2 protein-coding genes are annotated in these 23422 nt (G+C 63.4%); both read right to left on the bottom strand.

Translation table 11 applies throughout. The features are described from left to right. Nucleotides 1-464: 464 nt before the first annotated feature. Nucleotides 465-12245 (bottom strand): non-ribosomal peptide synthetase, encoded by an 11781-nt coding sequence (locus tag TU84_RS09795; RefSeq protein ID WP_048368863.1) that lies wholly within the window; start codon nt 12243-12245, stop codon nt 465-467. Further along, a complete protein-coding gene (locus TU84_RS09790) occupies nt 12245-23284 on the bottom strand; it encodes a non-ribosomal peptide synthase/polyketide synthase (protein ID WP_048368862.1) in 11040 nt (3679 codons plus the stop codon). Before TU84_RS09790 ends, TU84_RS09795 begins: the two co-directional genes overlap by 1 nt. Between the last annotated feature and the right edge of the window lie 138 nt (nt 23285-23422).

The following is a 23422-nucleotide window of genomic DNA, read 5'->3' as shown; positions in this document are numbered from 1 at the left end:
AGCAAACAGGCCGCCGATTTTCTTCAGCATCCCCCAATCGATTCCCTCTCCTTCGGGAGTGGCTAGGGTGAGGGGCTTTTGACTTGAGTACATATCCGTTGCTGCGGCAACGGCCACTTAGGGTTCCGGCCTTACGCCGCGTCACTTTGCAAAAGCGGCAAAGTAACCAAAACGCTTTTGCCCCAACCCCTCGGTGCCTCGCTCTGGCTCGGCATGCCCTCACCACAGGCCTTGCTCCGTGGGCCCGCCGCGATCGGCCATCCATGGCCGTGTCGCGGCTAACCCGGCTTCCTGCCTGGTTACCCTCTGCGCAAAACCTGCGTTCGGCCAGCGTGGTTTAACGGGGCCTCTTAGATCAAAAACCAGATCAAGATCAAAAGATCGCGAGCAAGCTCGCTCCTACAGATTCTTTAAAATCAATCGCTTAGTTCATATTTGATAACGATCTTTTGCTCCGCCCCCGTTCAAGCCAGATCAAGCTGCACAGCCAACAGGTCATCCAGTTGTGCCAGCAATCGCGCATGGCGCATCAATTCGTAATGGCCGCCACTCAACACCTCATGGCTGGCGCCCGCGCCGATTTGTGCCGCGTGCACCCGGCGCTCGTCTTCACGGCCTGCCACCCACCAGTGGTGGGCCTGCACCCGCGTCTGCGGCAAGCAGCGCTGGGCCAACGCCAAGTGTTTGAGCCGTGCACCCACGGCGAAGATCTGGCTCAGTTCTGCCGCCCCCAACACGCCATGCTCATGGGTGGTCAGCGCTGCTTCAATCACCTGCTCGGCACTATGCTGGTCATCCGCCATTAGCGTCTGCGCCTCGGCCTGCGTCACGCCCAGCACGAAGCGCAAAAAGTCTTGTAGATCTTCACGCCCGTCACTGGCTTGCGCCGTACCCGCCACGTAGCTGTCGACCAATCCGGCAAACGCCACTTCCTGGCCTTGGGCCTCCAGCTCTTGCGCCACCAGCAAGGTCAACGCTCCGCCCAGCGACCAGCCCAGCAGGTGATACGGTCCGCGAGCCTGCTGCTGGCGGATATGCCCGGCGTAGGCCTGGGCCATGGTTTGCAATGAGTCGTCCTGCCATGCCGGATCCAGCAACATTCGGCACTGCACTCCATAGACGCTGCGGCGCCCGTCCAATTTACGGGCCAGCGGTTCATAGTCGAACACCGTGCCAAACCCCGCGTGCAGGCAGAACAACGGCGGCACGCCACTGACCCGGCTGTTGAGCGCCAACAAAGGGTCCGGCGCAAAGGCCGCAATGTGCGGTTCATAACCGCTCAGTTGCGCGATGCAGGGCTTTTGCATCAGGTCGCGCAGTTTCAGGCTGAAGCCCAAATGCGCCTGATGACGGACCTGCGAGATGACTTTCAACACCTGCAACGAGTCGCCGCCCAGCTCAAAAAAGTTATCGTCGATACCGACTTGCTCCAGGCCCAGCACGTTTTGCCAGATCTGCACCAAGGCCTGTTCCAGCGCATTGCGCGGCGCGCGGTAATGGTCTTGGGCACGCTGGGGCTGTGGCAAGGCGCGGCGATCCAGCTTGCCGTTGGCCGACAGCGGCAACCGTGCCAGTTGCACGATCTGCGCCGGCACCATGTAGTCCGGCAGTTGCGCCTGGAGTTGCTCTTTCACCTCGCGCTCAAGGCCCTGACCGGGCGCGGCAACCACATAGCCCACCAACTGCTTGCCGGTCACACCCTCAAAGACGTTGACCGCCGCGTCCTGCACGCCCTCGCATTGACGCAGGCGCGCTTCGATTTCGCCCAGTTCGATGCGGAAACCGCGGATCTTCACTTGTTGGTCCAGACGACCCAGGTAGTCGACTATGCCGTCTTCACGCTGGCGCACCAGATCACCGGTGCGGTACATGCGCCCGCCCTTGGCATCGAACGGGTCCGGCACAAAGCGCTCGGCGCTCAAACCGGGCTGGTGATGGTAACCGCGCGCCAGGCACTCACCGCCCAAGTACAACTCGCCGCTGACGCCCACCGGCAACGGGTTCATGTCCGCATCCAGCACGTACACACCGCGCCCGGCCACGCTGCGGCCAATCGGCGCGTAGGCGGCGTCACACTGCTGCGTCACCTCGGCGCGCCACAGCAGCGGCGTGACCACGGTTTCTGTCGGGCCGTAGCCATTGACCAGACGCTGCGGTTGCAAGGCGCGTTTAACCATTTCAAAGCTGGCATCCGGCACCGCATCGCCGCCAAAGCAGTAGGTGTGCACCGCTGGCGGCGGCCCTTGGGTCAGCGCCACTTCGGCCAGTTGTTGCAGATAAGCCGGCGGGAAGCACGCCACATTGACCTGCTGCTCATGCAGCACCTGCAAGGTCTGCTCGGGAGTCCACAGGTGGTCGCCACGAATCACCAGGCTGCCACCGGCCAACAACACGCTGAGCCAGCGTTCTTGGGCACCGTCGAACGCGAACGACATAAAGTGCAATTCACGGCTCGCCGGGCTCAGCTCATACAGCTCGATAATTCCCTGGCAATGTCGCGCAATCGGCTCGCGGGCCACCGCCACGCCTTTAGGTTGGCCGGTGGAGCCCGAGGTGTAGATCAAATACGCCAGGTGCCCGGCCAATGGCTGCACGGGGTGCGGCGTGCCTTGAACGTCCGCCAGTGTGTCCAGCTCCAGCCGCGCCAGGGCCGGATCAAACGCCACCCGCTGATCGACGTCGCTGCGGCACAGCAACAGGCTCGCGCCCGAGTCCGCCAACATATAGGCCAGACGCTCGGCGGGGTAATCCAGGTCCAGCGGCAGGTACGCCGCGCCCGCCTTGAGCACCGCCAAAAACGCTACGACGGTGAGCTCCGAGCGCGGCAGCGCCACGGCCACCACCTCCTCCGGGCCGATGCCTCGGGACTGCAACTCACAAGCCAGCCCATTGGCTTGACGCTCAAGCTCGGCATAACTGAGTTCGCGGCCGTCACAGCTCAGCGCCCTGGCCTGCGGCTGGCGCAACACCTGCTGGCTAAAGCCCTGCACCAGATCAGTCACCGGCAGAGCGGGATGCGTCGGTTCGATACAGGCGTTGGGCAAGCCGATGGCACCGATCAAACGCTCGGCGTCTTGCGGCAACTGTGCCAGCAACCCTTCCAGTTGCGCACGAATGCGCTCGACCTCAGGCGCACTGAAGCGCTCGCGCAGGTACAGGTATTCAACCTCCAGGCCTTGCTCGCTGGCGCTGACCATCAAGTCCATCGGGAAGTTGGTCACCCCGCCGCTGCCGACCTCGGCAAAGCGCAGCTCTCCGTCCTGCTCGCCGCGCAAAGCGCGGTCTACCGGGTGGTTCTCAAACACGATGATGCTGTCGAACAACCCCTGCCCGCCCTGCCCGGCCCAGCGCTGAATATCTGCCAGCGGCGTGTGTTCAAAGTCGCGGATCGCCAGGTTGTAGTCCTGCACCTGACGCAACCAATCGCCCAGCGCCTGCTGCGGGTCGAGGATCTGGATCACCGGCAAGGTGTTGATAAACAGCCCGAGCATGTCCTGCGCCCCGGCCAATTGCGTCGGTCGCCCGGCCACGGTGGCGCCAAAGGCCACGCTGCGCTGCCCGGTGTGACGCTGCAAGAGCAACAGCCAGGCCCCCTGAATCAGCGTGTTCAGGGTGACGCGCTGGGCATTGGCAAAGCGATGCAGACGCTGGGTCGCCGCGCTGTCCAGATAGCTGTACAACACACCATGCCCGCTGCCTTGAGTATTCGCGGCCTTGGCCAAAATGCTCGGTGCATCCAGCGCTTGCAGGCGCTCGCGCCAGAAGTGTTCGGCCAGCGAGGCGTCCTGGCGCTGCAACCAACTGATGTAGTCGGCATAACGCCCGGTCAGCGCTGGCAACGCCTGCCCGGCGTACACGCGGAGCATCTCACCGAGCAGGCGCGAGGCGCTCCAGCCGTCGAGCAGCAAGTGATGGTACGTCCAGATCATTTGCACACGGGACTCGCCCACATGCACCAGGGTGAAGCGCATCAACGGCGGGCAGTTGAGGTCAAAGCCACGGGCCTGTTCATCCGCGGCCAGTGCCTGCAAGGCGGCTTCGGGCGCGGCATGATCACGCCAGTCCAGCTCGACAATCGGCAGTTCGGCATGCCGATACACCGCTTGCATCGGCTCGGTCACGCCGTCACGCCAGCGGAACGCAGCGCGCAGCACCTCATGGCGTTCGAGCAAGGTTTGCCAGGCGGCGCGAAAACGCTCTACCTGCAAGCCTTCAACCGCCACGCTCAACTGGTTGACGTACAGATTAAGCTCGGGCGACTCGATGCAATGGAACAGCATGCCCTGCTGCATCGGCGACAGCGGGTAGACATCGTCCAGCTCATTGCGATCAATTGCCAGCGTGTCGGGTGCAAGGGCAAACGCCGGAGTGTTGAGGGCTTCAAGCCGTTGCGGCTCGGCAGTCTGGGCCAATGCCGCCAACGCACGGATGGTTTGTGCGGTGAACAACTGCTTGGGGGTAAAGGCCAGCCCACGGGCCCCGGCACGGCTCACCGCTTGCAACGAGATGATCGAATCACCGCCCAGCTCGAAGAAGTTCTCGGTGACGCCAATCGCCTCCAGCCCCAGCAACTCCTGCCAGATCTCAACCAGCAACACCTCGGCCGGAGTGCCTGGCACGACACGTTCAGCCACCTCCCGGCAGGCCTGCGGTGACGGCAGCGCCTGCCGGTCCAGCTTGCCGTTGGGGGTCAGCGGTAACGCCGCCAGGCACAGCACATGGGCGGGCAGCATATGCGCGGGTAAACGGCTGCGCAGATGATCGACCAGCGTTTGGCGCAACGTCGCCTCGTCGGCCAGCGGGTCACGGGCCACCACATAGCCCACCAACTGACGGCTGAGCGGGCCTTCGCGGTCCACCACCCAGGCTTCGCGCACGCCATCGTGCTCCAGCAAGCAGGCTTCAATTTCGCCCAGCTCGATGCGGAACCCGCGAATCTTCACTTGCTGGTCAATCCGCCCCAGGTACTCGACCACACCGTCTTCGCGCAGCCGCGCCAGGTCGCCACTGCGATACAGCCGCGCGCCCGGTACAAACGGGTCGGGCACAAAGCGTTCGGCGGTCAGGTCCGGGCGCTGGTGATAGCCGCGGGCAATGCCTTCGCCGCCCAAATACAGCTCACCCGCCACACCCACTGGCAGCGGCTGCAAGCTGACATCCAGCACATAGGCGCTGCGCTCACCCACCGGGCGCCCGATCGGCAAAAACGCCGAGTCAAATTGGGTGTCCGGATAAGCGCACCAGATCAACGGCGTGATCACCGTTTCGGTCGGGCCGTAGCCGTTGATGATGCGCGGCGGTTGCAACACGCGCTGCACTTCATCAAAGGCGTGCTTGGGCATGCCCTCACCGCCCACGGTATAGGAGCGTATTGGCAGCCTGCGCCCGGCTTCGCCAATGTAATCGGCCATTTGCAGCAAATAGCTCGGGGTAAAACAGGCGATGGTGATGCCGTGGCGCTCGATTTCTTCGCAGGTACGCTGCGCGCTCCAGACCTCGTCGTCACGGGGCATCAACGCCGAGCCGAACACCAGCGGGGTCAGCCAGCGCTCGTGGGCACCGTCAAAACTGATCGAAGCAAATTGCAGCTCGCGGTCGTTCGGGGTCATGCCGTACAGCGCGCCAATGGCCAGGCAATGCATGGCCAACGGGCCGTGGGCCACGCTCACGCCTTTGGGCCGCCCGGTCGAACCCGAGGTGTAAATCAGGTACGCGAGGTTCTGTGCAGTGACCAAGTTGACCGGGTTGCTGGTCGGCAAGTAGCTGACGTCTTCACGGTCGAGTTCCAGCAGCGGCAGGCCGTCGATCTGCGGTAACTGCTTGCGCAACCACGACTGGCTCAGCAGCAAGGCAATGCCGCTGTCCTGCATCAAGTAACTCAAGCGCTCTGGCGGGTACGCCGGGTCCAGCGGTACATACGCGCCCCCGGCCTTGAGAATGGCCAGCAAGCCGATAATCATCTGCGGCGAACGTTCTACCGCCAGCCCCACCCGCACTTCGGGGCCGATCCCCAGTTCACGCAAGCGATGGGCCAAACGGTTGGCCCGCTGGTTGAGTTCGGCATAGGTGAACGTGCTGCTGTCAAAGATCAGCGCCGTGGCGTCAGGGCGTAGCGCCGCCTGGGCGGCGATCAACTGATGCACACTCTGCTCGGTCGCGGCTTTAGGGGGCAGGTTCCACTCACGCAATTGTCGGGTGTGCTCGACAGCACTTAGCAACGGCAATTCGCCCAGCGCACACAACGGCGCCGCCACCATGGCGTGCAGCAGGCACGCCAAGTGCTCGCTCATCCGGGCAATGGCCGCCGGTTCAAAATGGCTGCACAAGAAGCTCCAGGTCAGGCTCAACTGGCCTTCACTGACCGCCGCCAGCGTCAGCGGGTAGTTGGTGCGCTCATGGTTGGCCGGTACGGCAAAGCTCAAGCCCTCTGGCGCGCCCTGCTGCAAGGCCGCGCCGATGGGGAAGTTTTCAAACACCAGCAAACTGTCGAACAGCGGCTCACCGGCACGCCCGGCCCAACGCTGCACATCGCTCAGCGCGGTAAATTCATGCTCGCGCAGCTCCAGGTTATGCGCCTGCAAGCGGCTCAACCACTGCGCCACACTTTCAGCCGCCTGTGGCTGAGTGATCACCGCCAAGGTGTTGATAAACAGCCCGAGCTGGTTTTCTGCACCCGGCAGATCCACCGGACGCCCGGACACAGTGGCGCCAAACGCTACGGTCTGTTGACCGCTGTAACGCTGCAACAATACCGCCCAAGCGCCCTGCACCAAGGTGTTGAGGGTGATGCTGTGCTGGCGGGCAAAGGCATTGAAGGCCTCGCTGCTCGGCCCATCAAACACCTGCCGATGATCCGCGTACTCGCTGCTGTCTGAACCACCGTGCGCCAGGCTTTGTGCCAACAGCGTCGGGTTGTCCAGGGTCGCCAGTTGCGCACGCCAAAAGGCTTCATCGGCCTGAGCATCCTGCCCTTGCAGCCAGCCGATGTAGTCGCCAAAGCGGCCCTGATGAGTGGCCACCTCAACCCCGGCATAACGCTGCAACACCTCACCCAGCAGCAAGGCATTGCTCCAGCCATCCAGCAGTAAATGGTGATGGGTGTAGATCAGTTGCTGGCGCTGCTCATCGAGACGCACCAAGGCCAGACGCAGCAGCGGTGGCTGGGCCGGATCAAACTGCAAACGCTCGCTGCGCGCCAGCAACTCCAGCTCGGCGGTTTGCTCGGCGCGGCCGCGCCAGTCGAGCACGGTTAGCGGCAACTCCAGCGCCCGCTGCACCACCTGCACCGGCTCACTGGCGCCCTGGGGCCAATGGAAACCACTGCGCAAAATCGGGTGTGCATCCAGCGTCGCCTGCCAGGCCTGCGCCAAGCGGCTGGCGTCCAGCCCGCTCGCCGCGACGCTGAGCTGGTTGACGTAGGCCCCGGCCTGGGGCTCGTACAAGCTGTGGAACAGCAAACCGCGCTGCATCGGTGACAGCGGATACAGGTCTTCGATCTGCCGTGGCGGCACGGGCAGTTGGTCAAGTTGCGCCTGGGTCAGGTTAGCCAGCGCGAAATCCGCCGGGGTCACGCCGCTGTGCTGCGGGTTGAGGCAATGCTCAATCAGCGCCTGCAACTGGGCCTTAAGGCTTGAGGCCAGGGCCTCGATATCCACCGTGTCGAAACATTCCTGGCTAAAGCTCAGGTCCAGCTTCAATTCACCGCCATACACCTGGCCATCGACCGACAACCAGTTGGCCAACGGCGAATCCAGGCTCTGCGCCGCGCCGCTGGCCGCTTGAGCCGGGACGAATAACCCGTCGTCGTTGAAGCTCTGGTCAAACTGGCCCAGGTAGTTGAACGTCACCCGTGCCTGCGGCAAGGCCGCGAGGCTGGCTTGGGTCTGGGCATCGCCCTGGTAGCGCAACAGCCCAAAGCCCAAGCCCTTGCCCGGCACCTCACGCAGTTGCTGCTTGATCGCTTTGATCGACTCAGCCATGCCCGCGGCTGGGGTCAACTTGACCGGGAACAGGCTGGTGAACCACCCCACCGTGCGGGTCAGGTCGATATCCGCAAACAGGTCTTCACGGCCGTGGCCTTCCAGCTGGATCAAGGCCGTCGAATCGCCGGTCCATTCGCACAGGGCACGGGCCAGCGCGGTCAGCAGCAGGTCATTGATCTGCGTGCGATACGCCGCAGGCGCCTGTTGCAGCAAGTGCCGGGTCTGCGCCCGGTCCAGGCCCAGGCTCACCACCTGGCGATGACGCAACGCCTGGCTGGCCTCCGTGCGGGCATGGGGCAACCGGGCCCTGGCGCCTTGCAACTGCTGCAACCAGCTGTCGCGTTCTGCCATCAATGCCGGGCTTTGCGCATAGGCCGACAACTGCCGGGCCCAGTCTTGCAAGGCGCTGGTTTTTTCTGCCAGGGCTTGCCCGGCGTAGGCCGCCTGCAAGTCTTCAAGCAAGACCCGCCACGACACGCCGTCCACCACCAGGTGATGAATCACCAGCAACAAACGCTGGGCCCCTTGCTCGTGGTCGATCAACACCGCGCGCAGCAGCGGCCCGTCGTGCAGCGACAAACTGCGCTGCGCCTCGTCGCACAAGGCTTGTAACGCCTCGCAGCTTTGCACTTGGGCGGTCCACAGCAAATCGGTGGCCGCGCTGCTGTCCAGCGGCACATAGCGCGCCGTCCATTGCCCGGCCTGCTCGCGGAACTGCAAACGCAACGCGTCGTGTTGGGCCAATACCTGCTGCAAGGCGGTTTGCAGGCGCAGCAAGTCCAGCGGCTCGCGCACGTCCAGCAGCACCGACTGGTTCCAGTGCTGGGGCTGCTCGGTTTGATTGGCAAAGAACCACTGCTGCACCGGGGTCAGTGTTTGCGTGCCCTCCACCGGCCCTTGAGGGATGTGTGCGACCTGTAGCGGGCTTGCCGCAGCGGCCAGCGCCTGCAAGGTCGGCTGTTGAAACAGGTCACGCGGCTGCAAGCGCAACCCGGCACGCCGCGCCCTGCTGACCACCTGAATCGAGATGATCGAGTCGCCGCCCAGCTCAAAGAAGTTGTCCTGACGGCCGACCTGTTCAAGCCCCAGTACGGCTTGCCAAATCGCTGCCAACTGACGTTCGTTGTCGCTGCGTGGTGCCTCGAAAACCCGCTGGCTGACGCTGGCCTGCGGCGCCGGCAACAACTTGCGCTCCAGCTTGCCGTTGGGGCTCAGCGGCATGCGCTCGATCAACAGCAACTGCGTCGGCACCATGTAATCGGGCAGGCTCAGCAGTACATGGGCTTTCAGGGTGTCACGCCAGACGGTTTGCGCTTCGGGGTGTTCCAGCAGCGCCACGTCGCTGGGCACCAGATACGCCACCAACTGGTTATCCAGCGCCAGCACCACCGCTTCCTGAACCTGCGGGTGTTCTTGCAGGCGCGCTTCGATCTCGCCCAGCTCGATGCGCAGGCCGCGAATTTTCACCTGATGGTCGATCCGGCCGCAGTACTCGATAGCACCGTCAGCGCGATAACGCGCCAGGTCGCCAGTGCGGTACAGCCGTTCGCCACTGCCAAACGGGTCGACCACAAAGCGCTCGGCCGTCAATGCCGGGCGCGCATGGTAGCCCCGGGCTAAACCCGCGCCCGCCAAGTACAATTCGCCAATGGCGCCGGTCGGCAAGGGCAACAGTTCCGGGCTGAGGACGTAGCTACGCAGGTTGGCAATCGGCCGCCCGATCGGCACGCTGTCGCGGTGTTCTTCAACGCACGTCCAGTGGGTCACGTCGATGGCCGCTTCGGTAGGCCCGTACAAGTTGTACAGCGCCGCTTGGGGCAGGTTACTCATTGTCTGGCGTTGCAAGGCAATCGGCAGCGCCTCGCCGCTGCACACAATCCGTCGCAGCGAGTGACACTGCACAGCCTCGTCGCTGTTGATGAAGGCTTGCAGCATCGACGGCACAAAATGCAGGGTGGTAACCCCCTGTTCGACGATCAGTTGCGCCAGTTGCTGCGGGTCGCGGTGCGCACCAGGAGCGGCGACCACCAACATCGCGCCATGCATCAGCGGCCAGAAAAACTCCCACACCGACACGTCAAAACTGAACGGGGTTTTCTGTAAGACCCGGTCGGCAGCGTTCAGGCCATAAGCTTGTTGCATCCACGCCAGCCGGTTGTACAACGCGCCATGGCTGTTGCCTGCGCCTTTGGGGCGGCCGGTGGAGCCCGAGGTGTAGATCACATAGGCCAGATTCTCGGGATGTGCCAGGTTAGTCAGGTTTTCAGCGCGCTCATGATCGTTTGAGAGTTCGCGAGGCAAGCTCGCTCCTACACTGGGGTCCAGGATCATGACGGGGATGTGTGGCGGCAACGCCATCTGCACGTGCGCCTGGGTCAGCAGCAAACTGATGCCGCTGTCTTCAACCATATAGGCCAGGCGTTCAGCCGGGTATTCGGGGTCGAGCGGCACGTAAGCGCCCCCGGCCTTGAGAATCGCCAGCAAGCCAATCACCAGCTCCAGAGAACGCTCGCAGGCCACGCCCACGCGCACTTCCGGACCCACTGCGCTCTCGCGCAGCTGATGCGCCATACGGTTGGCGCGCTGATTGAGTTCGCGATAACTCAACGACTGCCCGGCAAACACTAGCGCACAAGCCTCCGGTGTGGCCGCCGCTTGCGCTTCGATGTGCTGGTGCACGCAGGCGGGGCCGGGATAGTGCTGTTGGGTGGCATTCAGGCCATACAGCGTGGCCTCGATTTCATGTGCGGCGAGCATCGGCAATTCGCTGATCGCGCATTCAGGGTTCGCCACCACACCAGCCAGCAGGGTGCGCCAATGCGCGGCCATGGCTTCAATGCGCGGGGCATCGAACAGATCAGTGGCATAGGTCAGGCTGGCCAGCAGGTGCTCGCCTTCTTCATGGGTATCGAGTTGCAGGTCAAACTGAGCGGTGCGCCCCTGCCATTCCAGGCTCTCGACCTGCAAACCGGCGAGCATCCCGCGCAGTGCGCCGGGGCGGCTTTGCTGGTGGTTGAACATCACTTGGAACAACGGGCTGTGGCTCAGGCTGCGCTCGCCCTGCAAGGCATTGACCAGCCGTTCGAAGGGCACGTCCTGATAACCCTGGGCATCCAGTGCGCGGTCACGGGTCTGGCTTAGCAATTGGCTGAACGGCATACGCCCGTCCAGCTCGGCCCGCAGCACCTGGGTATTGACGAAAAAGCCGATCAGGCCACGGGTTTCCGCCCGCGTGCGGTTGGCCACCGGCACACCGATACGCAGATCCTGCTGGCCGCTGTAGCGGTGCAGCAGCACTTGAAAACTGGCCAGCAAGAGCATAAACGGCGTCACCCCGCGCTGCCTGGCCAAGCTCAGCAGGCCTTTGGCCAACTCGGCTGGCAGCGCGAAATCCAGTCGCGCGCCGTGCTGGCTTGGCTGCACAGGGCGTGAGCGGTCGCTGGGCAACTCCAGCACCGGTTGCTCGCTGCCCAGTTGCCCGCGCCACCAGTCCAGTTGCCGCTCCAGCTCCCCGGCCTCCATCCAGCGCCTTTGCCACAGGGCGTAGTCGACGTACTGAATCGCCAGCGCGGGCAACGCCAGGGTTTTGCCTTGGGCATGGGCGGCATACAACTGTGAAAACTCGTCGACCAGCACGCCCATCGACCAACCATCAGCCACGATGTGGTGCAAGGTCAGCACCAGCACATGATCCTGCGCGTCCAGTTGCAACAGGCTCACCCGCAGCAACGGCCCGTGTTGCAGATCGAACGGTTGCGCGATGTCCTGCTCGACCAGGCGCAGCGCCAGGTTCAGGCGTTCGGATGGCGGCTGATCGCGCAGGTCGTGGCGGGTCAACAGCATTGCTGAATCTGTGGGAGCGGGCTTGCTCGCGATAGCATCACCGCTGTTGTCCAGAAACTCCGCGTTGTCTGCATCGCGAGCAAGCCCGCTCCCACAGACAAAGACCCTACGCAAGCTGTGATGGCGCTCCAGCAGGGCATCAAAACTGTGCTGCAACGCCGCCACGTTCAGCTCGCCGCGCAAACGCAAGGCGGCCGGGATGTGGTACGCGGCGCTCTGCGGGTCAAGCTGCCACAAAAACCATTGCCGTTGCTGGGCATAGGACAGCGCGCAGGGTGCGTCTGGCGATGCGGTCTGCGGGATCGGCAACTGGCCGAAACTCACGCCCTGCTCTTGCATCTTGTGCAAGAACTCTCGGCGCTGCTGTGGGGCAAGGCTGGCGAAGCGGTTGGCAATACGCCAGGCGGTAGAGTGTTCCATCAGTTGATCTCCATCTCGTCGAGCAGCGACTCAAGTGCGCTCAGACGAACATCGTTATCCGCAGGCGTTTGGGCCTGTACCAGAGCGGCATAGGCGTGCAGGTCGGGGGTTTCGAACAGCGCGCGCAGCGCCACTTCAAGGCCCAGTTCCAGTTCGACCCGGGCGTTGGCCTGGGCTGCGAGCAGCGAGTGCCCGCCCAATTCAAAGAAGTTGTCGTGGCGCCCTACCCGCTCGACCTCCAGCACCTGGGCCCAGATCGTTGCCAGCCTGGTTTCCAGGTCGCCCACCGGGGCACTGTAAGGGCGCTGCCAGTGCTCGGCGTCAGGCAATGGCAACGCCTTGCGATCGAGCTTGCCGTTACCGGTCAGCGGCAGGGCTTCCAGCAGCAGCCAGTGGCTCGGGACCATGTAATCCGGCAAATCGACCTTGAGCGCGGTGCGCAAATGCTCGCGCCACGCCAACGGATCGATTGGCGTCTGCTCGGCCACCACATAGGCGCAGAGCTGGCCTTGATGCACGCTCAGCACCGCATCGCTGACGCCCACTTGCTGTTTAAGGCACGTTTCGATTTCGCCCAGCTCGATGCGGAACCCGCGAATCTTCACTTGCTGGTCAATCCGCCCCAGGTAGTCGAAGTTGCCGTCAGCGCGCTGGCGGGCCAGGTCGCCGCTGCGGTACAGGCGCACGCCCGGCGCAAAAGGGCTGGGCACAAAACGCTCGGCGGTGAGCCCGGCGCGACCGTGGTAGCCACGGGCCAGACCGGCCCCGGCGATGTACAACTCACCGGCGCAGCCTGGCGCTACGGGTTGCAACTGGCTGTCGAGCAAATACCAGCTGAGGTCGCTGATGGGCCGGCCGATCGGGCTTTGTACCTTGGCATCGAGGTCTTGCGCGCTCAGGCCGCGCCAGGTCACATGCACCGTGGTTTCGGTGATGCCGTACATGTTGACCAGCGTGGTGGGCGCATCACCAAAGCGCGCGTACCACGGGCACAAGCTCCCCACATCAAGGGCTTCGCCACCAAAGATCACCCAGCGCAAGGCCAGGGTTTGCGGGCTGTTGCAGGCAATGGGCAGCAATTGCCGGAACGCCGTCGGGGTCTGGTTGAGCACCGTGACCTGCTCATCGCAGAGCAACTGATGGAACGCCTGCGGCTCGCGGCTGATGAAGTACGGCACGATCACCAGACGCCCGCCGGTGCACAGCGCGCCGAACATCTCCCACACCGAGAAATCGAACGCATAGGAATGGAACAGCGTCCACACATCACTCGGACCAAAGGCAAACTCATCGGCGGTGGCGCTGAGCAAACGGCTGACGTTGGCATGGCTCAGCAACGCCCCTTTCGGGCGCCCGGTGGAACCCGAGGTGTAGATCACATACGCCAGATTGTCGGGCTGGGTCAGGTTGAGCAGATTGTCGGCGCTAAACGCCTCCCACTGAACATGTTCCAGACATAGAGCCTGCACGCCGACCCGCGGCGGCAGGTTTTCCAGCAGGTGCTCCTGGGTCAGCAATAACTGAATGCTGCTGTCTTCGATCATGTAGCTCAGGCGCTCGGCGGGGTATTGCGGATCGAGTGGCACATACGCGCCCCCGGCCTTGAGAATCGCCAGCACCCCGACCACCAGCGCCACAGCCCGCTCAGTGGCAATGCCAACCCGCACTTCCGGGCCGACACCGCGCTCGCGCAGTTTGCGGGCCAGGCGATTGGCCTGGGCGTTGAGCGCTGCATAGGTCAGCGAATCATCACCGCAGCGCAACGCCAGAGCGTGCGGGTGCAAGGCGGCCTGCGCCTCGAACAGTTGGTGCAGGGTTGGCCCGGCAGGCTGCACCTCAACCTGCGGGTTCCAGTGCGTCAGCAACGCCTGTTGCTCGCCCGGACTCAGCATGGCCAATTCAGCGATACGTTGCTGGGGTGCCTGCACCACCGCGCGCAGCAGGTTCAGCCAGTGCCCGGCCAAGCGCTCAATGGTCGCGGCGTCATACACATCGCAGGCGTAGGTCAGGCTGGCGTGCAAGTGCTCGCCCTGCTCTTCGGTGTCCAGCGCCAGATCGAACTGCGCCGTGTGCTGCTGCCAGTCCATGCGCTCAATGCTCAGGCCCGGCAGTTGCCGCTCGACGCTCTCGCCGATCTGCCGCTGATGATTGAACAGCACTTGAAACAGCGGGCTGTGGCTCAGGCTGCGCTGCGGCTGCAGCGCGTCCACCAGTTGCTCGAACGGCAGGTCTTGATGCGCTTGCGCCCACAGGGCGTTGCGCTTGACCTGTTGCAACAGGCTGGCAAACGTTTGCTGGCCGTCGATCTCGCTGCGCAGCACCTGGGTGTTGATAAAGAAACCGATCAAGCCTTCCGTTTCGAGTTGTCCACGCCCGGCATTCGGCACCCCGACATTGATCGCCGACTGGCCGCTGTAGCGATGCAACAAGGTCTGATAACTGGCCAACAGCAGCATAAACAGCGTCACATTGTGCTGTTGCGCCAACTGCCGCAGTGCACTCGCCAATGCCGGTTCAATGGCCACGTCCAAACGCGCCCCCCGCTCACTGCGGATCGCCGGGCGAACCAGCTCGCTAGGTAGCTCCAGCGGTGCATGCTGGCTGCCGAGCTGCTCACGCCAGGCGTTCAACTGGCGCTCGCCCTCGCCGGCTTGCAATCCGTCGCGCTGCCAGGTGGCGTAATCGGCGTAGCTCACGGCCAAGGGCGGCAGCTCATGGCCCTGGTACAGTTCAGTGAATTCATCGACCATCACCTGCATCGACCAACCGTCAGCCGCAATGTGATGCACGGTCAGTACGAGCACGTGCTCATCGGCCGCGACCTTGAGCAGCAACACGCGCAGCAACGGCCCCGTGCGCAGGTCGAAGGGCTGACGCATTTCTTCGGCCACTTGGGTGTCAATCTGCGCGGCTGATGGCTGATCGAGGGTTAATTCACGCAGCACCAACGGCAAATGTGCGTGCAGCACGCCACGGGCCTGGTCACCGTCCTGAACAAAGGTGGTGCGCAAGGTTTCGTGGCGTTGTTGCAGGGCGTTGAAGCTGCGTAGCAAGGCCTCGCGATCGAGTGAGCCTTTAAGCCGCAGCGCCGCCGGAATGTTGTACGCGGAGCTGTGCGGGTCGAGCTGCCAGAGCAGCCATTGGCGCTGCTGTGCATACGACAACACGCCGGGCTGGCCGGGCGCACGCGGGCGCAATGGCGGCTGACTGAGGGTTTGCGGCTGTGAGGCGCAACGGGCAGCGAAATCGCTGAGCACGCTGCTTTCAAACAAGCTGCTCAGCGCCAGTTCGATGCCGAGCTGCTGGCGCACCCGAGACACCACTTGTGCCACCAGCAGCGAATGGCCGCCCAGTTCAAAGAAGTTGTCGTCGCGGCTGACCGCCTCAAGTTTGAGCACCTCTTGCCAGATCGCGGCTATACGGGTTTCGATCCCGGCATGGGGCGCAATCACCTCGCGCTGCCAGTCAGCCGCTTGGGCCTGGGGCAGCGCCTTGCGATCAACCTTGCCGTTGGCATTGAGTGGCAAACTCTGCAATTGAACCCAGTGCAGCGGCACCATGTAGTCCGGCAGTTGCGCCTTGAGCGCTGCTTTCAAGGTCTCGCGCCATTCGCTCCAGGCACTCGCTTCATCGTCGGCCACCACAAAGGCCACCAGCGCCTTGCCGGTCGGGCTGTCCTGCACGACCACGGCAGCTTCACGCACGCCAGGCAAGTCACGCAGACGCGACTCGATTTCGCCCAGTTCGATACGAAAGCCGCGCACTTTGACTTGCTGGTCGATACGGCCCACGTATTCCAGTTGGCCGTCCGGGCGCCGCCGGGCCAGGTCGCCGGTGCGGTACAGGCGCTCGCCCGGCCTCGCGGCGTAAGGGTCAGGCAAAAACACCGCCGCGCTGCGCAGCGGGTCGGCAAAATAGCCCCGGCCCACGCCCGTACCGGCCACGTACAACTCACCGACCACACCGGTCGGCACCGGCTGCAAGTCGCCATCCAGCACATACAAACGGTTGTTGTCGGTGGCCAGGCCAATCGGCAAATACGCGCCTTGGGCCGACGCCACGTCAACACGGAACAGCGCCACGTCGTCCGAGCATTCCGCCGGGCCGTAGGCGTTGACCAGACCAATCTGCGGATAACGCTGCAACCAGCGGCGCGCCAGCTCCGGGGGCATGGCTTCGCCGGTGGGCAGCATCCAGCGCAGCGCAGCCAGCGAACCCTCGGGCTCGTCGAGCAGACTCTGGATCAGCGACGGCACGCTTTCGAGCACGGTGATCCCGCGTACGGCCACATGCGCCAGCAAGGCGGCCGGATCATGGGCGATAACGTTGGGCACGATGTCGACTTGCGCGCCTAACAACGGCGCCGCGAGGAACTGCCACACCGAAATATCAAAACTCTGCGACGCCGTCTGGGCGATCACGTCCGCCGCACTCAGGTGCAGATACGGTTGCTTGCTCAGTTGGTTATTCAGCATCCCGGCCTGCTCGACCATCACCCCTTTAGGCGTGCCGGTGGAGCCCGAGGTGAATATCACATAGGCCAGATTGTTGGGCGCGGTGTAGATGCCCGGTGAAGTGCTGCAATACCCGGCGCCTTGCACGTCCTCCCACACCAGCAAGGGCGGGCGCTGCGCCGGGCTGAGCAAGGCCAGCACGCGCTCGGCCTGTTCGCGGCACGCCGCACTGGCCACCAGCAACGGCACATGCCCCAGTTGCAGCAACGCCAACAGGCGCTGGGTCGGCAGGTGCGGGTCGAGGGGCAAGTAGCCCGCCCCGGCCTTGAAGGTGCCCAGCATCATGCCCAGCAGTTCGAGGCTGCGCTCGGCCAGCAAGGCCACCGGCTGATCAACAGTGACGCCCGCCGCCAGCAAGGCATGGCCGAGCCGGTTCGCCCGCTGATCCAGCATCTGGTAGGTCCAGCGCAGGTCCAGGCACGTGGCAACCACCTGCTCCGGATGCGCCGCCAGCTGCGCTTCAAACAGCCGTACATATCCCTGCGCCAACGGGTAATCGCGAGCGGTCTGGTTGCCCGCCTGCAACAACTGCGCACGCTCGCCAGCCTCCACTAACGGCAGGTCGGCAACGTTGCCTTCGGCGTGTTCGCCAATCGCCAGCAACAAGCGCTTGAAGTCCGCCAGCAAGCGCTCGACCGTGGCCTCATCAAAAAAGCGTTTGTCGTAGGACAGGTGCAAGCCCAGCGCATCGCCGGGGTACACCACCACGGTCATCGGGTAGTTGGTGTGAGTGCGTGCGTTGTCGGACTTGGCGCTGATCTGCTCGGCGCCGCTGACCACCGCGCTCTCCACCGGGGCGTTTTCATAGACAAACAGGCTGTCGAAAATCGGCTGGCCTTTGTCCAGCGCACTGCACGCCTGGATGCTCAACAGCGGCAAATGTTCGTGCTCACGCAGCGCCAGGTTGTGCGCAAACACCCCTTGCAGCCACTCGCGCACGCTGACCCGCCGGCCTGCCTGCGGCAAACGCATGCGCAGCGGGATGCTGTTGATGAACAGGCCAACGGTGTCTTGCATTTCCGGGCGATTGACCGGGCGCCCGGCCACGGTGACGCCAAACAGCACTTCGTCGAGCCCGCTGTAGCGCTGCAACACTAGCGCCCACGCGGCTTGGGTCAGGGTGTTGACGGTCACATGGTAACGCTGGGCCAGTTCGCGCAAGGCGCGGCCCTGGCTGACCTCCAGGTCGGCATAGCAATCACCGATCTGCGAGAACCCGCCCTGACGGCGCACGGCACGGTCAAAGGGCAATGGCGTCGGCTGTTCAAACCCGGCCAGTTCAGCGCTCCAGGCCTGCAGAGCCTCGCGCTCGCCCTGGGCTTGCAGCCATTCAATAAAGTCGCGATACCGCGCCGCGGGCGGCAGGCTGCGCTGGCCGCTGTACAGGGCAAAGAAGTCTTGCAGCAACAGCGAGCGGCACCAGGCATCAATCAGGATGTGGTGGTTGCTGAGGATGAACCAGTAATGCCCGGCGCTGCGCCGGATCAGGCGCAGGCTGAAAGGCGGCGAGTTGAGCAGGTCAAAGCCTTGGGCCCGATCTTCGGCCAGCAACGTTTGCAACGCCGCTTCGTGTTCGCCCTCGGGGCGATCCGTCCAGTCGTGCACTTGCACGTTGGGCGCAGCATCGCGGTGGATGATTTGCAGCATCTGGCCGTCATCGTCGAGGCTGAACGAAGCGCGCAACGCGTCATGACGCTGCACCACCGCGTGCCAGGCTGCGGTAAAGCGTGGCAGGTCGATTTCGCTGTCGATGATGTAACGGTCTTGCATGTAGTAAATGCCCGAGCCGGGCTCGAGCAAGGTGTGCACCAGCAAGCCCTGCTGCATCGGCGATAGCGGGTAGATGTCTTCGATGGCACTGGCCGGAACTTTGAGGGCGTCCAGTTGCGCCTGGGTCAGTTGTGCCAGCGGGAAGTCCGACGGGGTCATGCCGCCCTGCTCGCTGTTGACGCAATGGGCAATCAGTGCCGTCAGTTCGCCCCGATAATCGTCCACCAATGCCTGCACAGTGGCGTCATCAAACATCTCGTGGCTGTAGGTCCATTGCAGGTTGAGCTCGCCGCCATATACCTGCCCTTCGATGCTCAGCCAGTTGGCCAGCGGTGCGTTTTCGTCCTGCGCCAGCCCGGCGCTTTCAGTGGCCGGGGCAAACATCGCGGTGTCATCGAACTGGCGATCAAACTGGCCCAGATAGTTGAAGGTAATGCGCGGCGTTGCCAGGCTGGCCAGTTGTTGAGCCACGCCCTCGCCTGCCAGATAGCGCAGCAGGCCATAGCCCACGCCTTTGTCCGGCACGCTGCGCAGTTGCTCCTTGATCGACTTGATCGAGTCACCCAGATAAGCACTCGGGGTCAATTGCACCGGGTACAGACTGGTAAACCAGCCCACAGTGCGCGACAGGTCGAGGTCGGCAAACAGGTCTTCGCGGCCATGGCCTTCCAGTTGGATCAAGCTGCTGGGCTGCCCGCTCCAGCGGCAAATAACCCGCGCCAACGCGCTCAGCAGCAGGTCGTTGACCTGTGTGCGATAGGTGGCGGGGGCGACTTGCAGCAACTGGCGGGTCAGTTCGGCGTCGAGGGTCAGGCCCAAGGTTCGAGCATGGCGGTTTTGCAAACCGGCATCAGGCCGGTCCCACGGCAACTCGCTGGACGCACCGGCTAGTTGGCGCTGCCACAGCGCCAGTTCCCCGACCCGCACCTGTGCCTCCTCGGCCAAACGGGCGGTCCAGGCCTGATAGGCGCTGGTTTTGGCCTGCGCAGCCTGCAGCGGCTGGGTGTAGAACTGCTGCAAGTCTTCAAGCAGCACCCGCCACGACACGCCGTCCACCACCAGGTGGTGAATTACCAGTAACAGGCGCTGACTGTGATCGGCCATGTCCACCAGCAACGCCCGCAGCAACGGGCCGTTGTGCAAGTCCAGACTGCATTGGGTCTGTTCGCACAGGGTTTTGAGCTCGTCAGTTGACGCGGCCTGGCGCTGCCACAGCAGCGGCTCGTTCGGCAGCTCGGCATAGGCTTGCTGCCATTGGCCGGGGTGCTGAACAAAGCGCAAACGCAGTGCATCGTGATGGCTCACCAGCGTGTTCAGCGCCTGTTCCAGTAACCCGGCATCCACCGGCTGACGCGGGTGCAACAGCAATGACTGATTCCAGTGCTGGCGCTGGGGCATGTCCAGGCTGAAAAACCACTGCTGCACCGGCGCCAGCGCCACCGCACCCGTGGCCAAACCCTGATCGACAAGGGTCTCGGTGCTCAGCGCGGCAATCCGGGCAAGGCTGCGAATGGTTTGATGCTGGAACAGGTCGCGAGGGCTGAAGGCGATCCCGGCCTGACGGGCACGGCTGACCACTTGGATCGAGATGATCGAGTCGCCGCCCAGGGCAAAAAAGTTGTCATCGACACCGATCTGCGCCACGCCCAATACCTGTTGCCAGATCTCGGCCAGGCGCTGTTCCAGCTCAGAGGCCGGTGCGACGTAGTCTTGCTGCACGGTGCTGATGTCCGGGCGCGGCAAGGCTTTACGATCGAGCTTACCGTTGGGCGACAGCGGCAAACGCTCAAGGCTGACCCAGTGGTTAGGCACCATGTAGTCCGGCAAGCTGAGTTGCAGTTGACTGGCCAATTCCGCTTGCCAAGGGTCGGCAGGCGCCTGCGCATGCAGCACCACGTAGGCCACCAGTTGCTTGCCGTCGAGCACCTGCACCACAGCTTCGCGCACGGACGGCTGCTCGGCCAGACGCGCTTCGATTTCTCCCAGCTCAATGCGCAACCCGCGCAGTTTGATCTGATGATCAAGCCGGCCCAGGTATTCAATGACCCCGTCAACCCGCTGGCGCACCCAATCGCCGGTGCGGTACAGGCGCTCGCCCTGATTAAACGGGCACGGCACAAAACGCTCTGCCGTCAGCGCCGGACGACGGTGGTAACTGCGCGCCAGCCCGGCCCCGCCCAAATACAACTCCCCGGCCACGCCCAAGGCTACGGGCGAGAGGTTGGCATCCAGCACCAGCGTGCGCAGGTTGGCGATGGGCAAGCCAATCGGCACGCTGGCCGCACCCTCATCGATGCAGGTCCAGTGCGTTACATCGATAGCCGCTTCGGTCGGGCCATACAGGTTGTACAGCTCTGCATCGGGCAGTTTGCTGAACACCTGCTGCTGAGCATCAACCGGCAACGCTTCCCCGCTGCAGACAATCCGCCGCAGGCTGGTGCACTGCTCAACGCCCACCTCATGAATAAACGCCTGCAACATTGACGGCACAAAATGCAGCGTGCTGATCTGCTGCTGGCGAATGGTTTCGATCAGGCGCAGCGGCTCGCGGTGTTCACCCGGTTGCGCCACCACCAGACGTGCGCCGGTGAGCAGCGGCCAGAAAAACTCCCACACCGACACATCAAAACTGAACGGGGTCTTTTGCAGCACGGCATCGTCGGCCGTCAGGCGATACGCCTGCTGCATCCAGCTCAGGCGGTTGACCAACGCGGCATGGGTGTTACCCGCGCCCTTGGGCTTGCCGGTAGAGCCGGAGGTGTAGATCACATAGGCGAGGTTTTGCGGCCGGGTCAGATCAACCGGATTCTCTGTACTGTAGGCGCGAGCTTGCCTCGCGATCTGTTGGTCGTTTAAACAATCGAGGCACATGACCGGGATGTGTTGTGGCAATGCCGCCTGCAAGTGCTTTTGCGTGAGCAGCAACTGAATCCCGCTGTCGTCGATCATGTAGCTCAAACGTTCGGCCGGGTACTCCGGGTCGAGCGGCACATAGGCGCCGCCCGCCTTGAGAATCGCCAGCAGGCCGATCACCATTTCTACTGAACGCTCTACGGCAATCCCCACCAGCACATCCGGGCCGACACCCCGTTCACGCAACTCATGGGCCAATTGGTTGGCGCGGGCATTGAGCTGCGCATAGCTCAGGGACTGCGCGCCAAACACCAACGCCGTGGCGTCGGGGGTGCGCTCAACCTGGGCTTCAATCAACACCTGCAGGCCAGTTTGGGTCGGGTATTCAGCGTGGGTGCGGTTCCAGTCGTGCACACGGGTCTGTATTTCACTGGCGTCGAGCATCGGTAATTCACCGATCCGCCGTTCGGGGTGGTCCACCAGCGCTCGCAGCAGGTTGCACCAGTGCCGTGCCATACGGCTGATGGTGGCGCCGTCAAACAGGTCATTGGCATAGGTGAGCGCTGCGTGCAGGCGGCCGGATTTCTCGTAGGTGTCCAGGCTCAAGTCAAACTGCGTGGTGCGCCCTTCCCACTCAATCAGGCCCAGTGTGAGCCCCGAAGCCGTTTTGATCGCTTCAATGTCGGCCACTTGCGGCTGGTGGTTGTACATCACTTGAAACAGCGGGTTGTGGCTCAGGTTGCGCTCAAGTTTGAGGGCTTCTACCAACTGCTCGAACGGCAGCTCCTGATGGGCTTGAGCACCGAGCGCAGTCTCTTTGACCGCAGCCAGCAATTCGGCCACGGTGGTGTCTGCCGTCAGTTGGGTGCGCAGTACCTGGGTGTTCACAAAGAAGCCGATCAACCCTTCGACTTCACGGCGGTTACGGTTGGCAATCGGCACGCCCACGCGCAGATCGTTTTGCCCGCTGTAGCGCTGCAACAGGATGTTGAACGCACCCAACAGCAGCATAAACAGCGTGACCGTGTGCTGCTGGGCCAAGGCCCTCAACTGCTCAACCAGCTCCGGGGCTACGGCGAACTCATGGCGCGTGCCGCGATAGCTGGGCACGGCCGGGCGCGGGTAGTCGTTGGGCAAGGTGATGACCGGGTGTTCATCACCCAGTTTGGCCTGCCAGTACGCCAGTTGCCGCGCTTGCTCACCCGCCTCCAGCCAGCGGCGCTGCCACAGGGCGTAGTCGCTGTACTGGATGGCCAGCTCAGGCAACGACGGCGCCTCGTTACGCACAAAGGCATCGTAACTGCGGATAAATTCGTCGATCAGCACGTTCATCGACCAGCCATCAGAGACGATGTGGTGCAAGGTCAGCAGCAACACATGCTCGTCAGCGCCAAGCTTGAGCAGCTTGATCCGCAGCAGCGGGCCATTGGCCAGATCGAAAGGGTGCAGCGACTGCTGCTGCGCCTCTGCGGCCACCGCTTGTTCGCGCTCGATGGCCGGCAACAGGGTGAAATCCACATGTTCGACGGTGATCGGCGCCAGACGCTCGACTTGCTCCAGGCTGTCGTCAGGGTTCTGCCGGAACACCGTGCGCAAGGTCTGGTGACGCTGCACCACACAAGCGAACGCCTGTTCCAGCGCACTGAGGTTAAGCGTGCCGGTCAGGCGCACGGCACCGGGCAAGTTGTAGGCGCCGCTGTGCGGGTCCAGTTGCCACAAGAACCACATGCGCCGCTGTGCGTAGGACAACGCCTGGCGATCCGCCTGAGGCACATCGGCAGGAATCGGAAACTGCGAAAAGTCGATCCCTTCCGCACGCAGACCGTCGAGGAATAACCGGCGTTTTTCAAGCGGCAATTCGATGAACCGGCGGGCAAGTTTGAGGGACTTCTCAGCATTCATCTGACTTCTTCCGTACACGTTGGCAATCGAGCTTTGGCTCGGCTATCCCTACGGAACGGATGAAGCGGGGGGAAAATTAAAAGGCCCGCGAGCTTGACACATGCCCTGTGGGAGCCGGGCTTGCCCGCGATGCAGGCG

It is taken from the genome of Pseudomonas helleri, from assembly GCF_001043025.1.
In the GTDB taxonomy this organism is placed as follows: domain Bacteria; phylum Pseudomonadota; class Gammaproteobacteria; order Pseudomonadales; family Pseudomonadaceae; genus Aquipseudomonas; species Aquipseudomonas helleri.
The sequence above is the reverse complement of the archived record's forward strand: the minus strand, read 5'-3'. Positions and strand labels throughout refer to the sequence as shown.